Origin of the sequence: Citrobacter gillenii (genome assembly GCF_013337685.1) — a bacterium.
GTDB lineage: Bacteria > Pseudomonadota > Gammaproteobacteria > Enterobacterales > Enterobacteriaceae > Citrobacter > Citrobacter gillenii.
Genome location: NZ_SUQN01000008.1, coordinates 92,747 through 117,655, shown reverse-complemented (window position 1 = coordinate 117,655; position 24,909 = coordinate 92,747). Strand labels below are relative to the sequence as shown.

Annotated in this window: 23 protein-coding genes; 11 read left to right on the top strand and 12 right to left on the bottom strand. The window is 53.6% G+C overall.

Annotated elements, in window-relative coordinates:
• Positions 1–17: 17 nt before the first annotated feature.
• Together FCH32_RS19245 and FCH32_RS19240 are read right to left on the bottom strand one after the other, a co-directional pair.
• The gene (locus FCH32_RS19245) at positions 18–545 is read right to left on the bottom strand and encodes a rhodanese family protein (protein ID WP_135911540.1); all 528 of its coding nucleotides are present in this window, start codon (positions 543–545) and stop codon (positions 18–20) included.
• A gap of 9 nt (positions 546–554) precedes the next feature.
• Positions 555–854, bottom strand: a complete 300-nt coding sequence (locus tag FCH32_RS19240) for an ArsR/SmtB family transcription factor (protein WP_096756015.1) — start codon at positions 852–854, stop codon at positions 555–557.
• A gap of 184 nt (positions 855–1,038) precedes the next feature.
• On the opposite strand from FCH32_RS19240, the gene FCH32_RS19235 reads away from it, so the two are divergent.
• Positions 1,039–1,197, top strand: a complete 159-nt coding sequence (locus FCH32_RS19235) for a YqaE/Pmp3 family membrane protein (RefSeq protein WP_015585265.1) — start codon at positions 1,039–1,041, stop codon at positions 1,195–1,197.
• On the opposite strand, the gene csiR is transcribed toward FCH32_RS19235, so the two are convergent.
• From csiR to FCH32_RS19200, 7 genes are all read right to left on the bottom strand, one after another.
• Complete coding sequence (gene csiR, locus FCH32_RS19230) at positions 1,194–1,886, bottom strand: DNA-binding transcriptional regulator CsiR (protein WP_115257660.1); 693 nt, start codon at positions 1,884–1,886, stop codon at positions 1,194–1,196. The two genes, FCH32_RS19235 and csiR, sit on opposite strands and share 4 nt — an antisense overlap.
• A gap of 45 nt (positions 1,887–1,931) precedes the next feature.
• On the bottom strand, positions 1,932–3,332 hold the full coding sequence (gene gabP / locus FCH32_RS19225; RefSeq protein WP_174361366.1) for a GABA permease: 1,401 nt from the start codon (positions 3,330–3,332) through the stop codon (positions 1,932–1,934).
• Positions 3,333–3,476: 144 nt separating this feature from the next.
• Positions 3,477–4,760 carry a 4-aminobutyrate--2-oxoglutarate transaminase gene (gene gabT / locus FCH32_RS19220; RefSeq protein WP_174361365.1) on the bottom strand — a complete coding sequence of 428 codons (1,284 nt, stop codon included), beginning with the start codon at positions 4,758–4,760 and terminating at the stop codon, positions 3,477–3,479.
• A 24-nt stretch (positions 4,761–4,784) separates the two neighbouring features.
• On the bottom strand, positions 4,785–6,233 hold the full coding sequence (gabD, locus tag FCH32_RS19215) for an NADP-dependent succinate-semialdehyde dehydrogenase (RefSeq protein ID WP_096756019.1): 1,449 nt from the start codon (positions 6,231–6,233) through the stop codon (positions 4,785–4,787).
• Between the two features lie 23 nt (positions 6,234–6,256).
• Complete coding sequence (gene lhgO, locus FCH32_RS19210) at positions 6,257–7,525, bottom strand: L-2-hydroxyglutarate oxidase (protein ID WP_096756020.1); 1,269 nt, start codon at positions 7,523–7,525, stop codon at positions 6,257–6,259.
• A gap of 19 nt (positions 7,526–7,544) precedes the next feature.
• On the bottom strand, positions 7,545–8,522 hold the full coding sequence (gene glaH / locus FCH32_RS19205; protein ID WP_137362624.1) for a glutarate dioxygenase GlaH: 978 nt from the start codon (positions 8,520–8,522) through the stop codon (positions 7,545–7,547).
• Between the two features lie 260 nt (positions 8,523–8,782).
• Positions 8,783–9,385, bottom strand: a complete 603-nt coding sequence (locus FCH32_RS19200) for a short chain dehydrogenase (RefSeq protein WP_115257664.1) — start codon at positions 9,383–9,385, stop codon at positions 8,783–8,785.
• 98 nt (positions 9,386–9,483) lie between these two features.
• Here FCH32_RS19200 and FCH32_RS19195 point away from each other — a divergent pair, with 98 nt between their 5' ends.
• Positions 9,484–10,374, top strand: coding sequence for a LysR family transcriptional regulator (locus FCH32_RS19195; RefSeq protein WP_174361364.1), 891 nt, complete (start codon positions 9,484–9,486; stop codon positions 10,372–10,374).
• Positions 10,375–10,470: 96 nt separating this feature from the next.
• On the opposite strand, the gene FCH32_RS19190 is transcribed toward FCH32_RS19195, so the two are convergent.
• The 3 genes from FCH32_RS19190 to FCH32_RS19180 are packed head-to-tail and all read right to left on the bottom strand — an operon-like array spanning position 10,471 to position 13,422.
• Positions 10,471–11,985 (bottom strand): tripartite tricarboxylate transporter permease, encoded by a 1,515-nt coding sequence (locus FCH32_RS19190; protein ID WP_153880104.1) that lies wholly within the window; start codon positions 11,983–11,985, stop codon positions 10,471–10,473.
• A gap of 10 nt (positions 11,986–11,995) precedes the next feature.
• Entirely contained in the window at positions 11,996–12,430 is a 435-nt protein-coding gene (locus FCH32_RS19185; protein WP_096756025.1) for a tripartite tricarboxylate transporter TctB family protein, read from the bottom strand.
• A 14-nt stretch (positions 12,431–12,444) separates the two neighbouring features.
• On the bottom strand, positions 12,445–13,422 hold the full coding sequence (locus FCH32_RS19180) for a Bug family tripartite tricarboxylate transporter substrate binding protein (protein WP_096756026.1): 978 nt from the start codon (positions 13,420–13,422) through the stop codon (positions 12,445–12,447).
• A 152-nt stretch (positions 13,423–13,574) separates the two neighbouring features.
• On the opposite strand from FCH32_RS19180, the gene tctD reads away from it, so the two are divergent.
• The 9 genes from tctD to FCH32_RS19135 all read left to right on the top strand — a co-directional run bounded on the left by tctD (position 13,575) and on the right by FCH32_RS19135 (position 24,896).
• A complete protein-coding gene (tctD, locus tag FCH32_RS19175) occupies positions 13,575–14,249 on the top strand; it encodes a transcriptional regulator TctD (RefSeq protein WP_115257666.1) in 675 nt (224 codons plus the stop codon).
• Entirely contained in the window at positions 14,236–15,648 is a 1,413-nt protein-coding gene (locus tag FCH32_RS19170) for a sensor histidine kinase (RefSeq protein WP_174361363.1), read from the top strand. The genes tctD and FCH32_RS19170 overlap by 14 nt, the downstream gene beginning before the upstream one ends.
• Positions 15,649–15,944: 296 nt before the next feature.
• Positions 15,945–17,360, top strand: a complete 1,416-nt coding sequence (locus FCH32_RS19165; protein WP_174361362.1) for an undecaprenyl-phosphate glucose phosphotransferase — start codon at positions 15,945–15,947, stop codon at positions 17,358–17,360.
• A complete protein-coding gene (locus tag FCH32_RS19160; protein ID WP_146717367.1) occupies positions 17,350–18,636 on the top strand; it encodes an outer membrane beta-barrel protein in 1,287 nt (428 codons plus the stop codon). Before FCH32_RS19165 ends, FCH32_RS19160 begins: the two co-directional genes overlap by 11 nt.
• Position 18,637: 1 nt before the next feature.
• Positions 18,638–19,195, top strand: coding sequence for a polysaccharide biosynthesis/export family protein (locus FCH32_RS19155; RefSeq protein ID WP_096756031.1), 558 nt, complete (start codon positions 18,638–18,640; stop codon positions 19,193–19,195).
• A gap of 2 nt (positions 19,196–19,197) precedes the next feature.
• Entirely contained in the window at positions 19,198–21,327 is a 2,130-nt protein-coding gene (locus FCH32_RS19150; protein ID WP_174361418.1) for a GumC family protein, read from the top strand.
• Positions 21,324–22,535, top strand: coding sequence for a lipopolysaccharide biosynthesis protein (locus tag FCH32_RS19145; RefSeq protein ID WP_174361361.1), 1,212 nt, complete (start codon positions 21,324–21,326; stop codon positions 22,533–22,535). The genes FCH32_RS19150 and FCH32_RS19145 overlap by 4 nt, the downstream gene beginning before the upstream one ends.
• Positions 22,532–23,914, top strand: coding sequence for a capsular biosynthesis protein (locus FCH32_RS19140; RefSeq protein ID WP_137362631.1), 1,383 nt, complete (start codon positions 22,532–22,534; stop codon positions 23,912–23,914). The genes FCH32_RS19145 and FCH32_RS19140 overlap by 4 nt, the downstream gene beginning before the upstream one ends.
• A complete protein-coding gene (locus tag FCH32_RS19135) occupies positions 23,907–24,896 on the top strand; it encodes a glycosyltransferase family 2 protein (RefSeq protein WP_117343207.1) in 990 nt (329 codons plus the stop codon). The genes FCH32_RS19140 and FCH32_RS19135 overlap by 8 nt, the downstream gene beginning before the upstream one ends.
• Positions 24,897–24,909: the final 13 nt, after the last annotated feature.

Sequence of the window (24,909 nt, the reverse complement as noted above, 5' to 3'; positions counted from 1 at the left end):
GTTTCACTGATTACCGCTTAATGAGTACGCCGATTCCAGGGCATTTTATCCAGCAGCCGCGCCATGCCGCAGAAGCCGGTAACGCCTGCCAGGATAAGCCCCGCGCCGACAAAGCCGCTGAGCAGAAAGAAGGCGCTGCCAACGGCGTAACCGAGAACCACGCCGAGTAAGATAAGACTGCCTGCGGCAATCTGCACCTGGCGCATCAGCGGTAACGGCTGTGATTTATCTTCTACGACCGGCAAACCTGCTGCCTTCCAGCCGTCGATTCCCCCCTCAAGCAGCCAGCACTGGGCTGGTGCAGCAATTGCACTCAGTTTTGTGGCCGCATTTTGTGTGCGCTTACCCGACTGGCAGTGAAAAATAATGCGATCAGCGCGTAAGTTATCCGGCAATAACCCCTGGTCGAGCGCGGACAACGGTGCCAGATGCGCCTGCGGAATATGTTCGCGCAGATACTCATCGGCATCACGAATATCAATCAGTTTGGCACCTTGCGCTAACAGCGTCTGCGCCTCGCGCGGGGAAATCGTCCCAATGGTCATGTTGGCTCCTTACGGGCAATACAGTGTTTTTAACGTGGCGATGAGGGAATTCACCGCCGCATTTTTGATGAAGTAGAGAATGCGCTGAGCATCACGTTGGCGGTCTATTAATCCTTCTTCGCGCATCCGCGCCAGATGCTGGGAGGTGGCAGAGGGGCTGAGTCCGGTGATCCGTGCGAGCTCACCCGCGCTGGTGCCCGGCGACCCGCAAAGCATGCACAAAATCAGCAACCGCTTCGGGTTGCTCATTGCTTTTAGCAAGCTGGCGGCCTGTTCAGCGCTGGCCTGGAGTTGTTCGAGTTCAGTCATATTTATTTAAGTAATTGCTAAATTAAGAATAGTCTAAAATAAAGAGACAGCTTACGCCAGCGTCAAGAGCGTAAAGGAGGGTAAAACAGCAGGGCGAGACGGGTGGAGTTAGCTACACTGATTATTCTTAGAGATAAAATCTCTTTCTAAACAATGATTAATTTTTTGCTTGTAGGGAGTGTGTATGGGGTTCTGGAGAATAGTTTTAACGATCATTTTACCTCCGCTTGGCGTGCTGCTGGGCAAAGGTTTTGGCTGGGCGTTTATCCTCAATATTGTGCTGACGCTGCTGGGCTATATCCCAGGTCTGATCCACGCTTTCTGGGTACAGACCCGCGATTAAACTTTTTCTGCCAGCAGTTTGCCGGACATCGCCTGCTGAATAATCGGAATCGGCGTCAGCAGGTGCTGGCGCATTAATTCACTGGCGCGTACGGCATCGCGCGCCAGAATTGCGTCGGTCAGCGTCTGATGCTGATCGTGTTTATCTTCCAGCATTTCCACCGACAGCACCGTTTTATGCAGCCAGATAAACCGGTAGCGCGCCGCCAGAGAGAACAGCCGTTCACGCATTTGCAGCAGATACTGCGACCCACAGCCGGCAACAATCGCCGTATGAAACGCCTGATGGCGCTGATCCCATTCATCCAGCATCTCTTCGCTGGCATCAACGGCTTCCAGTTTGCTGAGCATATGCGCGCGCGCCAGAATTTCCGCTTCCCAGGCGTCGTCGCCGCGTTCGATAGCCAGACTTACCAGCATGGCTTCCATATTGGCGCGGGCGTCAAAAATATCCAGCAGCTCCTGCTCAGACATTGACGCCACACGATACCCTTTCTGATTGACCACCGTGACCAGTCGCTCCGCCACCAGCTGCGAAAGCGCCTCGCGCAACGGTCCTACGCCGAGTTCATAGCGTGACGTCAGCAGACTCATTCGCAATTTTTCATCGGGCTGAAACACCCCGCGGATAATGTCGTTCTTGAGCCAGCGGTATCCATCAATGGCCGTCGGTTGGGAAATGGCGGTCATGGTCTTACTCCTGAAAAGGTGTCCCGGCCTGCGCCGGGAACAGGTTTAGCGCGTACTGTGCAACGGTGCTTTTTGCCACGATAGCAGTTTTTTCCAGCGCGCCATAATCGGCACGGTGCAAATGATCGAGATGGCGAGCAGCCCGGTTGAGATGACTTCCAGCTGTTGTGCCGGACGAAACAGCATCGCCACCAGTACAAAGCCAATAAAACCGATCACCAGCCACGTCAGCCACGGATAGAGCCACATTTTCATCTTGATATCTGCACCTTCCGCCAGCAGGATTTTGCGCATCCGCAGTTGGGAAACAGCAATGACCAGATAGACCAGCAGCGCGATGGCACCAGAGCTGTCGATGAGAAATTTAAACACTTTTGCCGGTGCGTAATAATTCACGATCACGGTGAGAAACGCCGCCCCGGTAGAGAGTAGCACGGCGACATAAGGCGTTTTGCTGCGGTTGAGTTTACCCATAAAGGCCGGGGCATCACCGCGACGGCTCAGGGAATACAGCATACGGGAGGAGGTATACAGCGCTGAGTTCAGACAGCTGGTGACTGACAGCAAAATGACACAGTCCATGATCAGCTTAGCGTGCGGGATATGCAGTAACTCCAGCACCGAGCGGTAAGAGCCCACCTCTTTCAGCCCCGGCATATTCCAGGGGATTAGCGCGACCACCACAAAAATGGAACACAGATAGAAAATGGAGATACGCCAGATGACCGAGTTCGTGGCGCGCACGATGTGTTTATCCGGCGTGTCGGACTCGGCGGCAGCAATGGTGACAATTTCTGCGCCCATAAAAGAGAACATGGTGATCAGCATCGCGCTCAGCACTGCGCCAAAACCGTTGGGCATAAAACCGCCCTGATCCCATAGCCTTGATACTCCGCTGACCTCGGCGTAGGGATAAAACCCACTAATCGCCGCCGCCCCGAGGGCAATAAATGCCAGGATGGCAATCACTTTGCACAGTGCCAGCCAGAACTCAAACTCGCCGTAATTTTTGACGCTCAGCAAATTACTGCCGGTTAACGCCAGCGTGATAACCAGGGAAAATAACCAGATGGGCACGCCCGGGATCCAGGAATGCAGAATGATGGCGGCAATGTTGGCTTCCAGCGGAATAACCAGCACCCAGAACCACCAGTACAGCCAGCCAATGGTATACCCAGCCCACGGGCCGATGGCCTTATCGGCATAGGTAGAAAACGATCCGGTATCCGGCGTGGCGACGGCCATTTCGGCCAGCATGCGCATAATCATCACTACCAGTAACCCGGCGAACAGATAGGCCAGTAGTACCGCAGGACCGGCTTCTGCAATCGCTACGCTTGAACCGACAAACAGGCTGGCGCCGATAACCCCGGCAATAGACAACATGGTGACGTGGCGTGATTTCAGCCCGCCCCCTAAATCATGTGATTGTGACACTTGCCCCATCTTTTAACCTCGTTATTGTTATTGACGTCGCTTCCTGCACCTTACCCGTAGGCCCGGTAAGCGGAGCGCTACCGGGCATCACAATATTGCCGGAGGCGGCGCATGCGCTTTATCCGGCCTACAATCCCCGCTCAGATACGGGGTTTAGCCTTGCTTCGCCTCGGCAAAACACTCGGCGATGATGTCCAGCCCCTGGCGGATTTGCCCGTCTTCAATGGTCAGTGGAACGAGGATGCGCAGCACGTTGTAGTACGGTCCGCAGGAGAGCAGGATCAGCCCTTTATCACGGGCGCGGGCGACAATTTCGGCGGTCAATTTCGCATTAGGCTTATGGCGATCGCCGTCTTCGAACAGTTCAATCGCAATCATCGCCCCCAGGCCACGTACGTCACCAATCTCACGGTGGGTTTCGGCAATCGCCAGCAGGCCGTTGCGCAGGGTGTTGCCGAGGTCATTGGCTTTTTGCAGCAGATTTTCCTGCTCGAAGATGCTCAGCACCGCCAGCGCGGCGGCACAGGCAATCGGGTTCCCGGCATAGGTGCCGCCCAGACCGCCCGGTGGGATCGCGTCCATCACCTCGGCGCGTCCGGTTACGCCCGCCAGCGGGAAGCCGCCGGCAATTGATTTGGCGAACGTGGTGATATCCGGCGCGACGCCCATTTGTTCCATCGCGAACAGTGTGCCGGTACGGCCCGCGCCGCTCTGGACTTCATCGGCAATCAGCATGATCCCATGCTCGTCACAAATGGCGCGCAGGCGCTGCATAAAGGCAGGGGAGGCGGCATAGAAACCGCCTTCGCCCTGGATAGGTTCAATGACGATGGCGGCAATGTCTTCCGGTGCCGCATCGTTTTTGAAGATGCGGTGGATACTGGCGATGGCATCGTCTTCGCTGATGTCATGCAGCGCACAAGGATACAGGGCGCGATAAACATGGCCCGGCATCAGCCCCATACCGGCTGAGTAAGGGTTTACCTTTCCGGTTAGCGACAGGGTGTAGTGAGTTCGGCCATGGTAAGCGCCGCTAAAGGCAATGGTACCGCTGCGTTTGGTGGCGGCGCGGGCAATTTTTACCGCGTTCTCCACCGCTTCGGAGCCGGTGGTCACCAGCAGGGTTTTCTTGGCGAAATCGCCCGGCACCTTTTGGTTCATGATTTCACACAGTTCGAGGTACGGCTCGTAGGCCAGCACCTGGAAGCAGGTATGCGACAGCTTTTTCAACTGCGCTTCTACCGCAGAGACAATCTGTGGGTGCAGGTGGCCGGTGTTCAGCACCGCGATGCCGCCAGCAAAATCAAGGAATTCACGCCCTTCAACGTCCCAGACCCGGCAGTTTTCTGCGCGTTCGGCAAAAATCGGGTGGATCTGTCCTACGCCACGTGGAACTGCGTTGCTACGACGTTGCATGAGTTCTTTATTGGTGCTCATCAGGTGTTCTCCAGTATTGTTTTATTAAAGTCCGATACACATGTATTTGATTTCTAAATAGTCTTCGATGCCGTATTTCGATCCTTCACGGCCAAGACCGGAGGCTTTGATGCCACCAAAGGGAGCGACTTCGTTGGAGATAATGCCGGTGTTAATGCCGACAATGCCGTACTCCAGCGCTTCACCGACGCGGAAGACGCGGCTCAAATCACGGGCGTAGAAATAGGCGGCCAGGCCGAACTCGGTATCGTTGGCCTGCGCGATGACGTCAGCTTCGTCTTTAAAGCGGAACAGCGGTGCCAGCGGGCCGAACGTCTCTTCTTTGGCAACTTTGGCATGGTTGGGCACGTCGACCAGGATGGTTGGCTGGAAGAAATTACCGCCCAGCGCGTGAGCCTTACCGCCGCTGATAATCCGGGCGCCTTTATCCAGTGCGTCGGCGATGTGTTCCTCTACTTTGGCGACTGCCTTTTCATCGATCAGCGGTCCGGTGGTGACGTCAGGTTGCAGGCCGTCGCCAAGGTGCAGCTTGCTTACGGCTTGTTGAAGTTTTTCGGCAAAGCGCTCATACACGCCATCCTGGACGTACAGACGGTTGGCGCAGACGCAGGTCTGCCCGGCATTGCGGAACTTCGAGGCCAGCGCGCCTTCGACCGCTTTGTCGAGATCGGCATCGTCAAAAACGATAAACGGCGCGTTGCCGCCCAGCTCCAGCGACACTTTTTTGATGTCTTTGGCACACTGCTGCATGAGCTGACGACCAATTTCAGTGGAGCCGGTAAACGACAGCTTGCGCACCAGCGGGTTGCTGGTGAGCTCATTGCCGACCGCGCCCGCCGAACCGGTGACCACGCTGAAGACGCCTGCTGGGATCCCGGCGCGGTTAGCCAGTTCTGCCAGCGCCAGCGCGGAGAACGGCGTCTGGCTGGCGGGTTTAAGCACCATGGTGCAGCCTGCGGCCAGCGCCGGACCAGCTTTGCGGGTGATCATTGCCGACGGGAAGTTCCACGGCGTAATTGCGGCGGTGACGCCAATGGGCTGCTTAATGACGATCAGGCGTTTATCGGCCTGATGGCCGGGAATGGTGTCGCCATAAATGCGTTTACCTTCCTCGGCAAACCATTCAATAAAGGAGGCGGCATAGGTGATTTCGCCTTTGGCTTCCGCCAGCGGCTTACCTTGTTCGAGGGTCATCAGGCGGGCGAGATCGTCCTGGTGCTCAATCATCAGGTTGAACCAGCGGCGCAGAATCGTCGCCCGCTCTTTGGCGGTTAGCGCACGCCAGGCAGGCAGTGCACGGTTAGCTGCCTCAATGGCTTCACGGGTTTCATCCGCGCCCATTTTCGGTACGCTACCCAATTGCTGACCGTTGGCGGGATTGGTCACCGCGATAGTTTCGCCGCCGTTGGCGTCGCGCCAGTGGCCGTCAATCAGCGCCTGCTGGCGAAATAAGGTGGGATCGTTAAGTTGCATAATAGCGTCCTGTCGTAAAAGGGTTAACGGGTAAAGGCGGCGTGTAATGTCTCCACGCTACGTGCCGCACGCAGCGTGCGTCCGGGATTGCTCTGGTTTTCCAGTAGCGCATGAACTTTGCTGACGATATGCGCCCCGATGGGGAGAGCCGACGTCGCCGCCGGAGAAGGCGCGTTGCAGGTGTGAATCGAACGCGGCGTGGTGACAAACAGGAAGTCGTCAATCAGTTTGCCATCCGGTGATACCGCCTGTGCCCGCACGCCCGCAGGCCAGGGCTGCAGGTCTTTTAGCGTCAGGCTCGGGCAGTATTTTTGTACCCGGCGCAGGTAGCCGCTTTTGCACAGCGAGTTTTTCATCTCGCTTAAGCCGGAACGTAAATTGTTTTGCAGCACCCGACGGATGCCGGAAGAGCCGAGGATTTCCAGCGTGTCACTCAACGAAATATCACGTTTACGATAGCCTTCACGCTTAAACGCCAGCACCGCGTTGGGGCCGACCGTGACGCTGCCGTCAATCATGCGGGTGAGATGTACGCCGAGAAACGGCATTGCCGGATCGGGGATCGGGTAGATCAGGTGGTTGACGATGTGGTTATGTTCCGGCGCCAGACGGAAGTATTCCCCGCGAAACGGACAGATGATAAAGCCCGGCTCAACGCCGAGCATTTTCACCAGTCGGTCAGCCATCAACCCGGAGCAACTAATCAGCGTAGCACCCTCATACTCCTGGCCCTGGCGGGTGTGTACGATAACGCCCGCAGCGTGTTCTTTCAGGCCGCTGACTTCGGCGTTGTAAACAATCTCGCCACCTTTGGCCTGGAAAATTCTCGCCATCGCGGCGGTGACGTCGCGGTAGCTGACGATCCCGCTTGATGGCACAAAAATCCCGCCCAGCCCGGTGATGTTAGGCTCGCGCTCGTGCAGTTCTTCGGCATTGAGCCATTCGCGCTCAAGACCGTTGGCGGCGGTGCGATCCCACAGGGCGCGCATACGCTCCATTTCAAGCGTTGAGGTGGCGACCAGCATCTTTCCACAGACGTCATAGCGGATGCCGTTTTGATCGCAAAAGGCTTTGGTGGCGAGATTACCGGCCAGACAAAACTTCGCCTTCAGGCTGCCGGGGGTGTAATAGACTCCGGCATGGATCACTCCGCTGTTGTGGCCCGTCTGATGACAGGCCGGACCGGACTCTTTTTCCAGCAGAGCAATTCTGGCGTCCGGGTAGACATCAATCAGCTGCATGGCGGTCGACATGCCGATAATGCCGCCGCCAATAATCACAAAATCATACATCCGCTTAATTCCTTCGCGCTTACTGATGCGTCTGGTAGTGGTTTGTAGCGTAGGCAAAGTAACCACGCTGGCGCATCAGTTCGCGGCGCAGGTCCGGATGCGACGTAAAGCGATCGCGACCGTGCAGCCAGAACAGGTTGTTGATCAGCAGGAATTTACCGACCGAAACCGGAACGGACAGGATGCTTTTGCTGGTCTCCAGCGCATCGGAGAGCGCGCTTAGCCAGACACCCTCTTCATAATCTTTTGGCTGGACGAACTGGTCGATGTAGCGCATTACCGGGCGACCCTGCTGGTCGACGTCAAACACCGGATGAAACACGTCCTGGCTGACGTTTTTGCTTGGCGGCGCGGCAAAACGCATTGGGCGGCGGGCCAGCGGATGGGTGAAGTAGTTCTCCAGATGTTCCCAGTCGTCGAGGTGCAGCAGCAGCGAATTGCCGCCGGCCATGTTCTGCTCGTCGATTTTCATCATCAGCACGTAGTCGGTGATTTCTTCGAGGTAGGTGCCGTCGTTATGCAGCTCCATTACGCGGTGTGGCTGGCGCAGGTAGCTGTCGGAGTTATCGACGTTTTTCACCACGAAACGCGCGTAGTACTGACCGCTCATCGCATCAAAGTTGGAGCGGCCGATCAGATGCGCCACTGCCGTTGCCAGTTTGACCATCTCCTCTGCCTGCGCCACGTCATCGACACCTTCCGCGTTGATCAGCAATGCACCTTCGGCGCGATCCAGCAGCGTTTTTAGCAGCAACGGTTGCAGCTGATTGCCGCACAAGTCGTCGAGGATGTTTGCCACTTTGAAGCGCAGGAAGGATTTGTATTCCAGCGCCTGCACCGGCCATTGCGCCACGGCCTGCAGAAATTGCTCAGCGGTTTGGGCAGAAAACGTCAGCTCCAGCAGGCGTGGTGACTGGGCTGACGGTTTCAGCGTGAAGCCACGGTAGTGCTGGGCTGGATCTTCAGCGTTCGGTTGTACGGCAGTCAGTGCGTTCATCAGAATCGATCCTCTCAGTAGATTGTCAGGGAGACATGGCGCTGCTCGTTTCGTAGCCATAAATTAAAAATATCTACATTTTTGGAAAACGCGCACAGAATGAACTTGTTTGTTTATTATTTGTGATCAAAAACAACAAATATTTAACATTATAAAAGGTGAGGGTAATTACGCGGAGTGGGAGGGAATACGGAGAAGGATCTTTTAAAACAGAGGGTTAATCAGGCTGCCGATGGCGGAGCGCCGCGACAGCCACAATATCAGTAGCCGACTTTGTAAATACGACCGGTTTGAATGCCTTCGACGCTGCGGCGATAGGCGTTAGCGACCGTGGCGGCGGGGACGCTTTCAAAGCCGGGGAAGAAACCGTCATACGCCGCAGCGGATTCACTCAGCACGGTGGGGCTTATCAGGTTAATGCGTATGCCGCGGCCTAATTCGCAGGCTGCGGCGCGTACAAACCCTTCCAGTCCGGCGTTGACCGTGGCAGCACTTGCCCCTTGCGCAATCGGCTCATGGGCGATAATACCGCTAATCAGCGTAATCGAGCCGCCCTCGTTGAGGTAATGCTGCCCGGTCAATGCCAGCCGCACCTGGCCTAGTAACTTATCCTGCAACCCCTGATTAAACTCGCCGTCGGTCATGGTCGACAGGGGGCCAAAGAACAGGCTACCGGTGGCGGAAACAATGGCATCTACCCGACCGATTTTTTCAAACAGCGCCTGCACGCTGTGCTGTGAGGTGATATCGACCTGGTAATCACCCTGCGTGCGGCCCACGCGAACAATCTCATGTTTGCGACCCAGTTCTTCTGCGACTGCGCGGCCGACGGTACCGCTGGCACCAATAATGACGATTTTCATAACCACCTCCGCAATTGTGTGAGCCGCTATTCTTTAATGAAAATGAAATCGGATAAACTGGCTAAAAGTTAGATGATTGCTAACCAGAGGTTTGTAATATGGATAAGCTTCGCGGCATGGAAACGTTTATCGCCGTGGTGGAAAGCGGCAGCTTTACCGGGGCGGCAACGCGGCTGGAAATGTCGGCGGTGATGGTAGGGAAATATATCGCACTGCTGGAAGCGCAGCTCGGTACACGGTTACTGGAGCGCAACACCCGTCGCCAAAGTCTGACCGACGCCGGGCGCGTCTATGTTGAGGAAGCCCGGCGGGTGCTGGAACAGGTGTCGATAGCCGAACGCTCGGTGGAACGACTGCGGTTGGCACCGGCGGGGACGCTGCGCATCAGCGCGCCCACGTCTTTTGGCGCCTGTGTCGTTTCGCCGCTGGCCGCGGCTTTTTTACAACGCTGGCCCGAGGTGCGTATTGAACTGGATCTGACTAACCGGATGGTGGATTTGGTGAACGAGGGGGTCGATCTGGCGATCCGCATTGGTGATATTCACCAGACGGATGTGGTGGCGAAATATCTGTGCCCGTACAGTATGGCGATCTGCGCGTCAGCGGACTATCTGGCGCGTTACGGTACGCCCCGGACGCCTGCAGATCTGGTGGACCATCTGTGCTTGTCCCACACGGTGTGGACGGCGCGTAACGAATGGACGTTGCCGGGTATGGAAGGTGAAGTCAGATGGAAACGCGATGCGATCCTGCGCTGTAACGATGGTCACGGTCTGCGCATGGCGGCGGTGGCGGGCGCGGGGTTGCTGTTGCAGCCGGAAGTGTTGCTGGCGGACGAGCTTGCCAGCGGCAAACTGGTTCGAGTGCTGGAGGGCTTTACGCCACAGCCGCGACCGATTCATCTGCTGTGGCGTCAGGATTTACGCCCCTTGCCGAAACTGACGCAGTTTGTCGAGCATATGCTGGAAGGCACGCAGGGGTTACGCTGAAAATAAAAATGCCGGATGGCGCTGCGCTAATCCGGCCTACGGGAGGTAGCTATTGTAGGCCGGACTAGACGCGTCAGCGCCCCATCCGGCCTATTATTAGCCGATATCCACCTGCGGTTTGCGGTTGCGCTTGCGGATCAGGCGCAGCACCGGTGGGAGCACGATAACCATCACCGCCATCGCCAGCAGGACTTTTGCCACGCCGCTGGCCCACAGAATATCCATACTGCCGTTGCTGATCGACAGCGCGCGGCGCAGGTTCTGCTCCAGCATTTCGCCCAGTACAAAGCCCAAAATCAACGGCGACATCGGGAAGTGCATTTTACGCAAAATGTAGCCGAAGACGCCGAGCCCGACCATCAGCACCAGATCGAACGTCGTACTGTGTACCGCGTACACACCGACAGCGGAGACCGCAGCGATGGCCGGCACCAAAAACCACAGCGGGATGGTCAACATGCGGGTAAACAGACCGATCAGCGGGATGTTCATCACCAGCAGCATCACGTTGGCAATCAGCAGTGCCGCAATCAATCCCCAGACGATGTCCGGTTGCTCGGTAAACATTGCCGGGCCCGGGGTGATGTTGTACAGCGTCAGCGCGCCCATCATCACCGCCGTGGTGCCGGAGCCAGGCACGCCGAGCGTCAGCATCGGAATAAACGAGCCGCAGGCCGAGGCGTTATTTGCAGCCTCCGGTGCGGCAACGCCGCGAATATCCCCTTTACCGAAGCTGTCGCTGTTACCGCTGAGCTTTTTCTCGGTCATGTAGGTGATGGCGCTGGCGATGGTCGCCCCGGCGCCAGGCAACACGCCGACAAAAAAGCCTATCACCGACGAGCGCAGCGTCGCGCCCACGCATTGCGCACCTTCTTTGGCGTTGAACATCATGCGGCCGGTTTTACGTACCAGCGCCTGACCGCTGCTGGTATGTTCCAGCATTAACAGGATTTCTGAGACAGAGAACAGTCCAATCACCACCACGATAAACTGCACGCCGTCGGAGAGATGGACACTGTCAAAGGTGAAGCGATATACCCCGGTGTTGGCGTCTACGCCGACAGTCGCAAGGCCAAGACCGATCAGCGCTGCCAGAAAGGATTTCAGCGGGTTTTGCGCCATCATGCTGCCGAGGCAAGCAATGGCGAAGACCATTAAGGCAAAGTATTCTGCCGGACCGAAGGCCAGCGACCATTGAGCCAGTGCCGGAGCAAACAGAATGATGCCGCCGATGGCGATCAGCGAGCCAAAGAAAGAGCTGACCGCCGAGATAGAGAGTGCCACGCCGCCGCGTCCTTGCTGCGCCATCGGGTAGCCGTCGAGGGCGGTCATAATAGCGGCGGCATCGCCGGGCACGTTCAGCAAAATCGACGAGATTCGCCCGCCGTATTCGCAGCCGATGTAAACGGTCGCCAGCAGGATCAGCGCGGATTCTGCGGGCAGGTGCAACGCAAAAGCCAGCGGCAGCAGGATCGCCACGCCGTTAATGGGGCCTAGCCCCGGCAACAGCCCGACAATGGTGCCAACAAAACAGCCGATCAGCGCAATGACCAGGTTTTCCGGCGTCATCGCCACCGCAAAACCCTGAGAAAGATATATCCAGGTATCCATCGTTTCTCCGTTAACTCAGCCAGGCGCCGAGAGGTAAGGTGACGTCAAGCAGCCGATCGAAGGCATACCACAGCAGAATGCCAAGAACCGACCCGGAAATACCCGCCGCCGGGATGGTGGCCCCGAACAGCAGGCCAATCACCACGGTGAGAATGGCGGTGGCAATGGGAAAGCCCAGCCACTCGAATCCCCAGGCGTACATAAACAGAATAATCACCATCGTCAGCAGCTTTTGCAGTACGTGGCGACGAGGCCAGCTGATGGTGTCCGGGTGGCGCAGGAGTAACGCCACGGCGCACAGCAACATCAGGCCGATAATGCCCAGCGGAAAGGGACGCGGGCCGACCGGCTCATAGCTGTATTCGCTGGTTATTTGCCAGGCCACGAACAGCCCGGCTATACAGAGCAACAGCCAGATACCCGCAAAAATACGATCGCTCATCATTGTTGCCCCTGCGCTTATTTAGCCAGACCGAAGGCTTTTGCCTGCTCACGATAATCGGTGACCTGCTTCTTCACGTAGGCGTCGAGTTGTTGCCCACTCATGTTGAATTCAAACAGACCGCGAAGATCGCGTTGCTTTTTAAATTCATCGGTTTGCTGGAGTTTGGCAAAGGCGTCCACCCACCATTGATACTCGGCGTCGCTGACTTTGGGTCCGACGTAGAAGCCGCGGATAATCGGCCACACGAGGTCATATCCCTGCTCTTTGGCGGTGGGCACATTGGCTAACTGACCCGGTAAACGCTGGTCGGAGAACACCGCCAGGACGCGGATTTTGTCGCCGTTGAGGTAGGGCACCATCTCGCTGAGATCGCCGGAGACCACCTGCACGTGATTGCCCATCAGCGCCGTGACCGGTTCACCGCCGCCCTCAAACGCCACGTAACGCATCTTATGCGGATCGACGTTGGCTTTTTGCGCCAGCAGCGCCGACTTCATCCAGTCCTGACTGCCAATAGAGGCACCGGCGCCAATCACTACGCTGTTGGGATCTTTCTCCATGGCCGTCAGCAGGTCTTTCAGCGTTTTCCATGGGGCATCGTTGCGCACGGCAATCATGCCGTAGTCGGTGCCGACGCTTGCCAGCCAGCGCACATCGTCGACGCCATAACGGCCAAATTTACCCTGCGACAGGTTCAGCAGCGACCCGCCGGAGAAGGCCACCACGGTGCCTGCTTCGGCAGGGCGTTGGGCGACGATGGCGTTATAGGCGACCGCCCCGACGCCGCCAGGCATATAGGTCACGCGCATCGGTTTTTCGATGGCGCCGGTTTCCATCATGCTCACCTGAATCAGCTTACAGGTGAGGTCAAAACCGCCGCCGGGTTTTGCCGGGGCGATACATTCGGTGCGTGAAGGCGCTTGTTCCGCCAGAACAGAGGTACTCATCAGTAACATGCTTGCAGTAAGGGTACGAAGTAATTGTTTTTTCATTATTTATCCTCACGCCGGATGACCGGATTTCGGGTACGGAAGATTATTTTTGTGATTATGTGAGCCGATGTGTAGCAGTTCGGTTGCGTGATTGTTAAAACATTAACCTTTCAATTCCCTTTCAATGCGGCAGAAACTTTACAGGATGTGATATGCGTCTCTTATTAGCGGAAGATAACCGTGAGCTCGCTCACTGGCTGGAGAAAGCGCTGGTGCAAAACGGTTTTGCCGTTGACTGCGTGTTTGATGGTCTGGCGGCCGATCACCTGTTACACAGTGAAACCTATGCGCTGGCGGTGCTGGACATCAATATGCCTGGGCTGGACGGTCTTGAGGTGGTTCAGCGGCTGCGTAAGCGCGGGCAAACACTTCCCGTTTTGCTGCTGACAGCACGTAGTGCGGTGGCGGATCGGGTAAAAGGGCTTAACGCCGGTGCGGATGATTACCTGGCAAAACCGTTTGAGCTTGAAGAGCTGGATGCCAGGCTGCGGGCGCTGCTGCGGCGTAGCGCGGGGCAAGTGCAGGGTATACAGCAACTCGGTGAGCTGGCGTTTCATGATGAGGGTTATTTTCTGCTGCAGGGACAACCGCTGGCGCTGACGCCGCGCGAACAGGCGCTGCTGACGGTGCTGATGTATCGACGGTTGCGTCCGGTCTCGCGCCAGCAGTTGTTTGAACAGGTCTTCAGCCTGAGCGATGAGGTCAGCCCCGAAAGTATTGAACTTTACATCCACCGTTTGCGTAAAAAACTGAACGGCAGCGACGTGCGTATCGCGACCCTGCGCGGCCTGGGCTATGTGCTGGAGCGCAGTGATGAAGTGGGTTAAGCCGCAGTCGCTGTATCTGCAACTGCTGATGTTCCTTGGCTTACCGCTGCTACTGCTGTGGGGGCTGTCGGCGTTTAACAGCTATGTCAGTGCCCTGCAGGCGGCGACTCAGGCGTATGACCGGACGCTGCTCTCATCGGCGAGAACGGTATCCGAGCGGCTGGTGGTGCGCAATAAACGCCTGGAAGTCAACGTACCGTGGGTGGTACTGGACAGCTTTGAGCTGAACATGAACGATCGGCTGTACTACAAGGTGGTGGATCCGACGGGGAAGGTCATTTCCGGCTATGACGATTTGCCAGCGATGCCGCCTTCCACCTCGCGCACCCGGCTATACCCGGCGCTGGCGTGGTTTTATCATACTGAATATCGCGGGGAGGCTATTCGTGTGGCACGCCTGCTCCAGCCGGTGAATGAAGGCGGGATTGTCGGTATGGCGGAGATTTATGTCGCCGAAACGCTGCAATCACGACGCTATCTGGCGCGACAGCTGCTGTTCTCATCCTGGGTATCCCAGGGGCTGCTGGTACTGCTGACGCTGGTGCTGGTCGGCTGGCTGCTGCGACGGGTATTACGCCCGATGCGCCAGTTGTCATCACTGATGGTACGCCGCGAGCCGGGGCTGCTGACGCCACTGCCGGAGCTGCTGCCGTGGTCGGAAACTCGTTTGCTGATCGTGGCCTTCAATCGCTACATTGACCGGCTACGCGCACTGATATCGCGCCAGGAGCGGTTCAGCGCAGATGCTTCTCATCAGTTAAAAACCCCGCTGGCGGTGCTAAAAACGCAGGCTGCGGTAGCCCTTGCTAGCCCGCAGCCGCAGCAGTGGTATGAGAGTTTACAGGCCATGAGCACTACGCTCGACAGCACCATTCAATTGACGGAGCGATTGTTACAGCTTTCTGCCGTGAAGCGCAAAGAGCAGGGAGAAAGACACTTTTCACCGGTCAATCTGTTTGAGGTGGTGCAAACCAGCTGTTTTACCCGCCTGGCGCAGGCGCGCAGCAAAGCCATCGATCTCGGCTATGAAGGGGAACAAGAGGCGGTGTGGATTGAAGGGGATGATGTTTTGCTCGGCGAACTGTGCGGAAATCTGCTGGATAATGCGCTGAAATACACGCCTGCACAGGGAATGGTCACCGCCCGGCTGCTGCGTGAGGGAGAAAGCGTGGTGCTGGTGGTTGAAGACAGTGGCCCCGGTATTGATGACGATCGGGTGCATCAGGCGCTGTTACCGTTTCATCGCCTGGATAATGTGGACAATGTTCCCGGGGCGGGGATTGGGCTGGCGCTGGTCAATGATATTGCTCGCCTGCACCGCACGCACCCACAACTGTCGCGCAGTGAAACTCTGGGAGGGTTAGGCGTGCGGGTGCGGTTTTTATGCGTCGCGGGTTAAAGCAGCTAAAAATAATCAGGCATAACCTATTTTGCTAGTCGACGAATGGTTATCTGTCAATAATATATCCGTTGTAGATAATCATATATTTCTAATAATAAAAATCAAATGGTCATGAAAATAATATTCAATTAAATCAAGTGGGTATGAATTTTTCATGAGACTGTAGTCACAATTTGTAATACTAGTAATTACATTTGCTGACACTCCGACATTGCGATTTTTGAGCTTGTGATATAATTAGCCATATCAAGCGATAAAAAAATAATTAAAATCAATCGATAATAGGCTGAGATATGCTTAAAAATTCGCTAAAGATTAGCAGTCAAGGATATCCAGTTTATATAAAACTGGTCGATTTCCTTGTCATCAATTTTACTCTAATTTTTAGCGCAAAACTGCTAGGCATGCTGCCGTTTTCGACGATTGTAATCCTCAGTGTGATCTTCTCACTTCTGTTTTTGTTGTTTGCTGAATACACAAAAATGTACCAGCAGAAGATCAAAACCATTAGCTTGCGCAACCAAAAGAGACTGCTGGCGTGTACGCTACTGGCCATTTTCTGTAATGAGTGGGTTCGTATGACCATTGCGGATCCTCAGTCGCTGGGGGATCTGAATGCACTGGATCCGCCTTTTTGTTCAGCTATTGTCATTTGGTATTTTATTCCACTACCTGTCCTTTATTTTATTCGTTTTTTTCTTTTTAAATACTCAGCCAAGAAACATATTCGCGTTGCCGTTATTGGCCTGACCGAGAATGGTCTGGCGGCGGAAAATGCGTTGACTACGGAATACGCCAACATCAAGTTAGACTTGGCATTTTATGATGAGCGCAGTCCAGATCGTTGTGGCGATGTGGTTGATAAAATAAAAAGCCCCTTTCGCGGCTCGGTCATTAATTTAGTTGAAGAAGCCAAAAATGGGAATATAGATGAGATCTATATTGCGCTACCGATGGTGGCGTTACAGCGCATTCGTCATTTTTTGGCGATGATGTCTGATACCACGGTCGATACCTATATTGTGCCTGACTTTTATACCTACAGTAACAATATGTCCAAGCTGCGCTCGATCCACAACCTGCAAACCATCGGCATTTTTAGCTCGCCGTTTGAAGGTGCAGGATCGTTTATTAAGCGGACTGAAGATCTGGTACTCGGGAGTCTCATTATGGTGATGATCTCCTCACTGATGCTAGTCATCGCCATTGGGATCAAACTCACCTCGCGCGGCCCGGTATTTTTCAAACAAGACCGCTATGGTCTGAGTGGGCAAAAAATTAAGGTCTGGAAGTTTCGCTCAATGCGGGTGATGGAGAATTCTGACACCGTTATTCAGGCTACGAAGAACGATCCACGGGTGACGAAATTCGGTAGTTTTTTACGTCGCACCTCGCTCGATGAACTGCCGCAATTTATTAATGTGTTGCAGGGCAGTATGTCGATTGTCGGTCCCAGACCGCATGCGGTTACGCATAACGAGCAGTACCGTAAGCAGGTCGAAAATTACATGATCCGCCATAAAGTGAAGCCAGGGATCACCGGTCTCGCGCAGATTAACGGGTTTCGTGGGGAAATCGATGCGCTCTATAAGATGGAAAAACGTGTCCAGTATGACATTGAATATATTCAAAACTGGTCATTATGGTTGGATATAAAAATTATTATTAAAACTATTTTCAAAGGATTTGTCGGTAAGAATGCATACTAAAATACTCGTTATTACCGGGATCGTGATATCGCAGTCCGCATGGGCTGATCTGACACCGAAATCACACATTGGCTTTGCGGGGATCGACTTCCAGGGCAAGGTTGCTGTGGATTATGGTTATGATGATAACGTGACATATCAGCCACATAACCGCGATGCGAAAGGTTCCGCCTTTCAGAGTGCTGCGCCCGTGCTGAGTATGATCGGCGAGCGCGGTCAGGATACGTATTTGCTGATGTATTCGGGGGATTATCGCCACTACTCCAGCGATTCTGCGGATAACTACAACGATCATTTTTTCCGTTTTAACGGTGCCTGGCGTTACGGACAAATGCACGGCCTAACCCTGAATCTGGAAGATTCGCTTGGGCATGAAGATCGTGGTCGCGATATTACTGAGGGTTTTTTGCCAAGCCAGTTTCGCCAGTATGGGATTAAATCTCCACTGACGACCAATTTTATCAACAGTGAACTGCGTTACAGCTACGGCGCGCCGGATGGGCGCGGTAAAGCGGAACTGGCGTTGTTATACAAAAAGCTGACGTTCGGTAATACGTCGGATGTTCAGGATACCAGTGAAGATTTTTACACTTACATTCAGCAGCAGGAATGGCATGAAAATAGCCTGGTTGCGGAGATATTTGACCAGTACACGTCGAGAACACGTTTTCGCTATAGCTTTATTACTAACCAGCGTCATTACGATAACAACTCAGAAAAAGACAGTAATGAATACTATTTGCTTTACGGCCTGAAATCGCAGTTGACGGGTAAAACGAATGTCGACATGAATATTTCATGGTTGTACAAAACATTTGAAAACGATCCAAATTCGCATGATTTTAATGGTCTAAACTGGGATATAAAAGGGGAGTGGAAACCGTTACAGCAGTCTGTTTTCACCGCGCGTTCGTCGCAAAGTATTAAAGACCCGTCGGAAGTTGGTGGCTATATTTTAGTTACTGAATATGGGATTTCTTACCAGCATTTTTGGTTGGGTAATCGCTTTTCTACCCTCCTCGACTATGCATACACCATGGAGGACTATAAAAAACAGAACAAGGATCGCCATGATAAAAGGGGTGTATTTAGCGTAACGATGAGCTATGACTACACGCCGTCGGTGAATTTTGCAATTAAATATCAGTTAGATACATTGAATTCTAATAAGGATACTGACTCGTTTTATATCGGTCCCAACGACAATCAGGAAGTCATCAGAACGCTAGGTTATGATAATTCTATGATTATGCTTACAGCTAAGGTTCAGATCTAAAATGAAAATAATAGAACTGTGCGCGTTTTTTCTATTCAGTATCCTGTTGGTCGGATGCGCAACGTCCAGGCCACCATTAACGGATGACCCTGCGGCAAGCGCAGAGGATTACCGTCTTGGTGCGGGGGATACGGTCAATATTGTGGTTTACGGCGAACCCGAGATGACCATGAAATTTATCGTCGATAAAAGCGGAACCATCAATTTCCCTTATATTGGCACGCTCGCATTAAAAGAGAAAACGCCGGACCAGGTGACTGCGGAATTAACGCAACGCTTGCGTAATGGATATATGGTTAATCCCATGGTGACGGTTAGCGTCGCTGAATTTCGTAAATACTACGTATCAGGCGAAGTGAAAAGCCCTAATGCTTTCGCGTATGAGCCGGGGCTTACCGTGGAGAAAGCGATCGCTCAGGCGGGCGGATTTACCGATCGCGCTGACCGTAAAGATATCAATATTCGCCAGGCGGGCAGTCATCAGCTGCTGGAGAATGTGGATTTAACGCACTCGGTGCGTCCAGGTGACGTTGTGATCATTGGCATGGGGTTCTTCTAATGATGAAACTCTCTATAGTGGAAAACGGCAAAAAGCGAGAAAACGCAGTCGAACTCTCCCGCTTTGCCAAAGAACTTAAAAAGAACGCCTGGAAAATTGCGCTAACCGGAATTATCGCCGGAGTGGTGGCGTATCCCTTGATCAGCATGATGTCAGCAAAGTATGTCTCGACGGCGACGGTGCTGATTAAGGCACAAGCCGATAACGTTTCGCCGTTTCCACAGGTGGATGGTTTTGATTCAACGCGCAGCGGATATTACGAAACGCAATATGCGCTGATGCAGTCACGCATTATCCTCGAGCAGGCGGTACGCGACCTGAAGTTGGATGAAAATCCCGATTTTACTGGCAATAAATTGGCCGCAGCGGGGGCTAATAGCGGGGATAATCAACAACAGAGAGTCGATCAGGCGCTGAAGACATTATCTCAACATCTGAAGGTCATCGGCATTCGCACGACCAATCTGGCCTCTATTTCCTATGAGTCACCCTCAGCACAGCAATCGGCTGAGATAGCCAACGGCGTCGCGCAGGCTTTCATCAACTATACGGTTGAGCAAAAACGGCAGAAAGTGGAGAACGCGAAGGCGCTGAATGCGGAAAAGATGGCAGAGCTACAGGCTGCGATCGTGAAGCAAAAAGAGACGATGGATGGCTACCTGAAAAATGCCGGGCTGCTGACCTTTCGCGGTATTGACGGTTTTGAAACCGAGCAGCTTAGTATTGTGACTAATCGTCTGGCCGATGCGACCCAGCGTCGGGTTGCGGCGGAGTCGGTCTATAACGAAGTGAATGGCCGGGGGAGAACCCTTGAGAGCATCATTTCTTTGCCCTCTGTTTCTGACCACGCCCAGATTCAGGACTTACGTATCGCGTTGATTCAGGCGCAGCGCGCGCTGTCGGAACAGCGAAAACTGTATGGGCCGAAACACGCGACGATTTTAAAAGCGGAAGCCGACGTTCAGTCGATCCAAAGTCAAACCGGGCGGGTGCTGGGCGAACTGAAAGTTGGCTTACGTCAGCAATATCTGGCCGCGCTGGCGGATGAAAAGAATTATCAGCAGCAGGTGGCGCAGCAGAAAGACATCTTCCAACAAATGGCGTCCAAACGAGATGGCTATAACAGCCAGAAACTGTCGTTAGACAAAATGGAAGACCTGTATAAATCGCTGTATCAGCGCACTCAGGAACTGTCGTTGTCCGGTGTCAATGCAGATGCCGTGCTGTACGATCCTGCAGTGCCACCGTTAAAACCGGTAAAACCGAATAAGTCATTGCTGTTGATGATGGTGGTCCTGATGGTGGTGGTGTTTAGCATCATGTACTTCATCGTCAAAGCAGCAATGGACAATTCCATTCGCACCCTGAGCCGTATGAGTCAACGCCTTAACGTCACCCCGCTGGGTGAAATCCGCCGGTTTAGCGGCACAACCGGGCGCGCGCAGGTACGGGATATGATTTTGAAGAACCCGCTGAATGCCGACATTATTCACGGTATTCGTACCCGGATAATGCTGGATAGCCGGCCATTACAGACGGTTGCGGTGGCGTCTGCCGGGCACGGTGAAGGGCGTTCCCTGCTGGCCAATTTGCTGGCAAGCTCCTTTAGTTTCGATCAGAAAACGCTACTCATTGATGCAGACTTCTTTAATAACGATGGCCTGACGAATGAACTCGCCACGCCGGCATCTGCGGGCATGGCGGAGCTGCTACGGGGCGAAATCGTGCTGGAGAACGCGCGGATGACGATACATGAGAATCTTGATTTTATCCCGCGAGGTAAGTCCACTATCTCCTCTTTACTGATGCTGTCGTCGGAAAATGTAGAGCCTTTGATGCGCGAGCTGAAGTCGCGCTATCAGCGCATTATTATTGATGTGGCGGCGGTGAATCAGAGCCAGGATATTCAGCTGATTAAGCGCGCTGCCGACGGGGTTATTTTCATCGTGAAAGCCGGTGTGGGGACGGCACAGACGATCGCCAGCGCGCTGGATAAGATTGAGGATAATCAGGGCGTGGTAATTGGCGCGGTGTTGAACGGGGTGGAAGAAAAAAACCTCGAAACGCAAGAAGGGCTGCGTTCACTGAACTTCAGCACTGACCAACTGTTGACGACACCAGGCCGCGTATGAGTCTACTGAAGAGCGCATCCACGATAGCTGGCTCATCAATCATCTCGCAGTTGATTGGTGCGCTGTCTATCTGGTTGATCTCACATAAGTATGACATGGCCGAAGTTGGACTGTATGCGCTCAACTACAGTATTGCCGTGGTGGGGGCGCAGGTTTGCACCTTTGCCTCACAGCTGTTAATTCCTAAGCAGCAGGACGACAGTCTCGCGCAAAATGTGGTGTTTTGCCTGCTGCAAAGCACGCTGATTGCGTTGCCCTACGCCGTACTGACTGCGTGGTTGTTTCACCAGAATATCCTGTTTCTCTATTTATTGACGCTCTCTACGGCGTGGGCGTTAATCTCAGAAAACTTATCGCTGCGCACGGCCAATTTTTATTTTCTGATTTTTCAGCGAATTTCGGTTTCGGTGGTGGTGGTGCTCTCGGTACTGCTCACGCATCAGGTACAAACCTTTTACTGGTCGTGGGCGTGCGCGATGATCCTACTGACATCGAGCTGTATTTTGCATTCGTTTGATATCCGCTCGGTGACGTTTGGGCATCTGCATCCATTGAATAACTGGCGATTCTTTAAGCAAAATATTCATCACATCAGCAAGGTCGGCAGCGCTGAGGTACTGGCGATGGCCAGCAGCAATTTACCGATTATGCTGATTAACTTCTGGTTCTCGGCGCTGACGGCGGGCTATTTTTCCGTCGTCAGTCGGTTCTGTCTGGCACCGGTGGTGATCATCGGCAATGCGGTGCGCAATACCATTTTCTCCAAGTGGTCTATTGATTTCAGAAATAACACCTTTAATTATCAGGAATATACAAAGGTGCGTTTGCTGCTGTTAGTGCTTGGGGTGGTTTGTACGCTCGGGGTGTTTATTTTCTATCCCATCGTGATGCGGCTGGGGTTTAGCGAGGACTGGATTAACTCCATTGAGACATCCCGCTATATGCTGCCCTATTTGTTCCCGGCGCTGGCAATCAGCCCACTCACGGTAATTGAACTTATTTTTGGCTCCCATCGTTATTTTTTGCGTATTCAGCTGGAACAGTTGGCGATTGTGTTAGTCGCTTTTGTGGTGGTGCCCTATTTTTATAAAGACTATGCCACGTCAGTCATCTTGTTCTCTGCGCTGACATTTATTCGCTATGGGTTTATTTATTTCAAAATGAACCAGCGCGCCAATCTGCTGAAAGACAAGCCGGTGATATTATGACCCTGAATACCGGATATTATTTACAGGCCTATACCTTTATCACGCTGATCCTGTGTGGACTGGTGCAATATTTTACCGGTATGCAGTCGGTGCTGTGGATCCCGTTTTTCCTGACGCTGCTCATGGTCGGATTAATGGTGATGCAAACGCGTGAGAGCCCGCTGCATCTGGATGCCCAGGAGACCATTATTCTTGCGCTGTATTTCTCTTTTCTGCTGTTGGCTGGGGCTTCAACCCTGCTGCAGGGCGGGGTAACCGTCGCGATTGTGGCCTTTAAAAACGAGATAGCACTGTCGCTGGTGATGATCTGTTTACTGCTGGGATTCTGCCGGGAATCACAGATTTATCGGGCAACGCGCTATCTGTATTGGGTGTTTTACGCCCAGGTCCCGGTGATGATTTATCAGGTATTACTGGTGGTTCCCCAGCGCGTGGCGCAGCGCGGCGAAGAGGAAAAATGGGACTCGGTGGTCGGGACCTTCGGGGGCGACCCAATGGGCGGCGGTAATACGGCGGCAATGGGGTTATTTTGCCTGCTGATTATGTTGCTTAAGCTCTCGGAATATAAACACGGGCTGACGACGTTTAAATCGATGGCGCTGCATATTATTCTTGGGTTTGGGCTGTGTATTATTGGTGAAGTGAAGTTTGTCATCTTGCTTTCACCGCTGTTCCTGGCCTGGGTGTGGATTTCGCCGAGCTATGTTAAAGACGTCAGTAAAATTAATCTCAAAACGTTATTGCTGATTGTTATTGGCATGCTGGTACTCATCGGTCTGTCGGTGATGATTCTGGCCTGGTACTATTCGTCTGCTTTTGGCGGCGATCCGACCAAAAGCGCCTTTAGCGTTTTTATCGATTCACTCAGCTATATCTTTGATCCCAACTACATCATGTCGACCGGTGAACTGGGCCGCTTCACGACGTTTCTGTTCTGGCTTAAAAATAACGATCTGTGGGGACTGTCCGGTACGCTATTTGGCTACGGCCTGAATGCGACCAACAGCGGAAGTTCGGTATCACCTGGGTTTTTGAATATTGTTTATAACCTGATCCTGGACTCCACGTCGCTGAGTATGCTGCTGTGGGAAATTGGCGTGATTGGCACGCTGCTGTTTATCGGTCTGTTTATTTATATTCTAAAAGTGTGTCAGCCGAAACCGGTACTGGCGCTTGAACAACTGGACCCGCAGGATCTGCAACTGTTGAGCTTTGCGCCAGCGTATAACGCTTTTGCGATCGCGTGTTTAGTGAGCTTACCTTATAGCCAAATCCTGATGATAACGCCGATGTTACAGTTCCTGTTTTATTTATCGCTCGGTTCAAGCTTAGTGATTCGTCGCACCGTTCTTCGCAGCGCAGGAGGAGGGTATGGATAATATCCCGTTTATCTCGGTGAGTATTAAAACGCTCAACGAAGCTAAAGGTATTGAGAAAACCATCGACAGCATCCGCCGACAGCTGGTGGGATATCCGCATAAAATTATTGTGGCTGATAGCCTGTCGACAGATAGGACCCAGCAACTGGCGGTGAATAAAGGGGTGACGGTGGTGTCATTAACGGAGCCGGGCGATCGCTGCTGCGGTGTCGGACACCAGCTGGGCTACCTTTATAGCGAAGGCGAATATCTGCTGCTGATGGACGGCGATATGGCGCTGGAAGAGGGATTTGTCGATCGGGCCGTCGCCTTTTTACAGGCGCATGAAGAGTATGCCGGCGTGGCGGGAACCGTCGAAATGGATGATGCCGTGAACTATGAGTTCAAATCCCGTAAACAGCGCATTAACCAGATCTATCCCGTGGGCGATTGTGACCATTTAGGCGGCGGCGGGCTGTATCGTCGCGCGGCGATTGAAAAGATTGGCTATCTGACCAACCGGAATTTGCACGCCTATGAAGAGGCCGAGCTGGGGCTGCGATTAACCGATGCCGGCTACAAACTGCGTCGTCTGGATATCCCTTATTTTAGCCATACGTCACACACCCTGCCGACCTTCAAGATGCTGAAACATCGGTGGTTGAGCGGCTATTACCAGGCGCCGGGAGAGCTGTTGCGCTGTAGTTTTGGAACACCGTATTTCACCCGCGCCCTCAAGATGGTCAAAAATGAGGCGGTATTTGCGCTGTATCTGTTGATCTTGCTTGCCGCACTGGTCACCGTCAACGGCAGCATTATTACCCTGGTGTTGCTGCCATTACTGGCGTTCACACTGTGGAAAATTGTGCAAAATCGTTCTCTCAGCGATGGGGTTCAAAGCGTCATTAATATGATTGTCCGTTCCGTGGGATTGCTGAAAGGGTGTCTTCATCCTGTGCGCGATCCGCTGACGCCGCCCAACAGTAAAATCATTCAACAATAAAAAGAGCGGATGT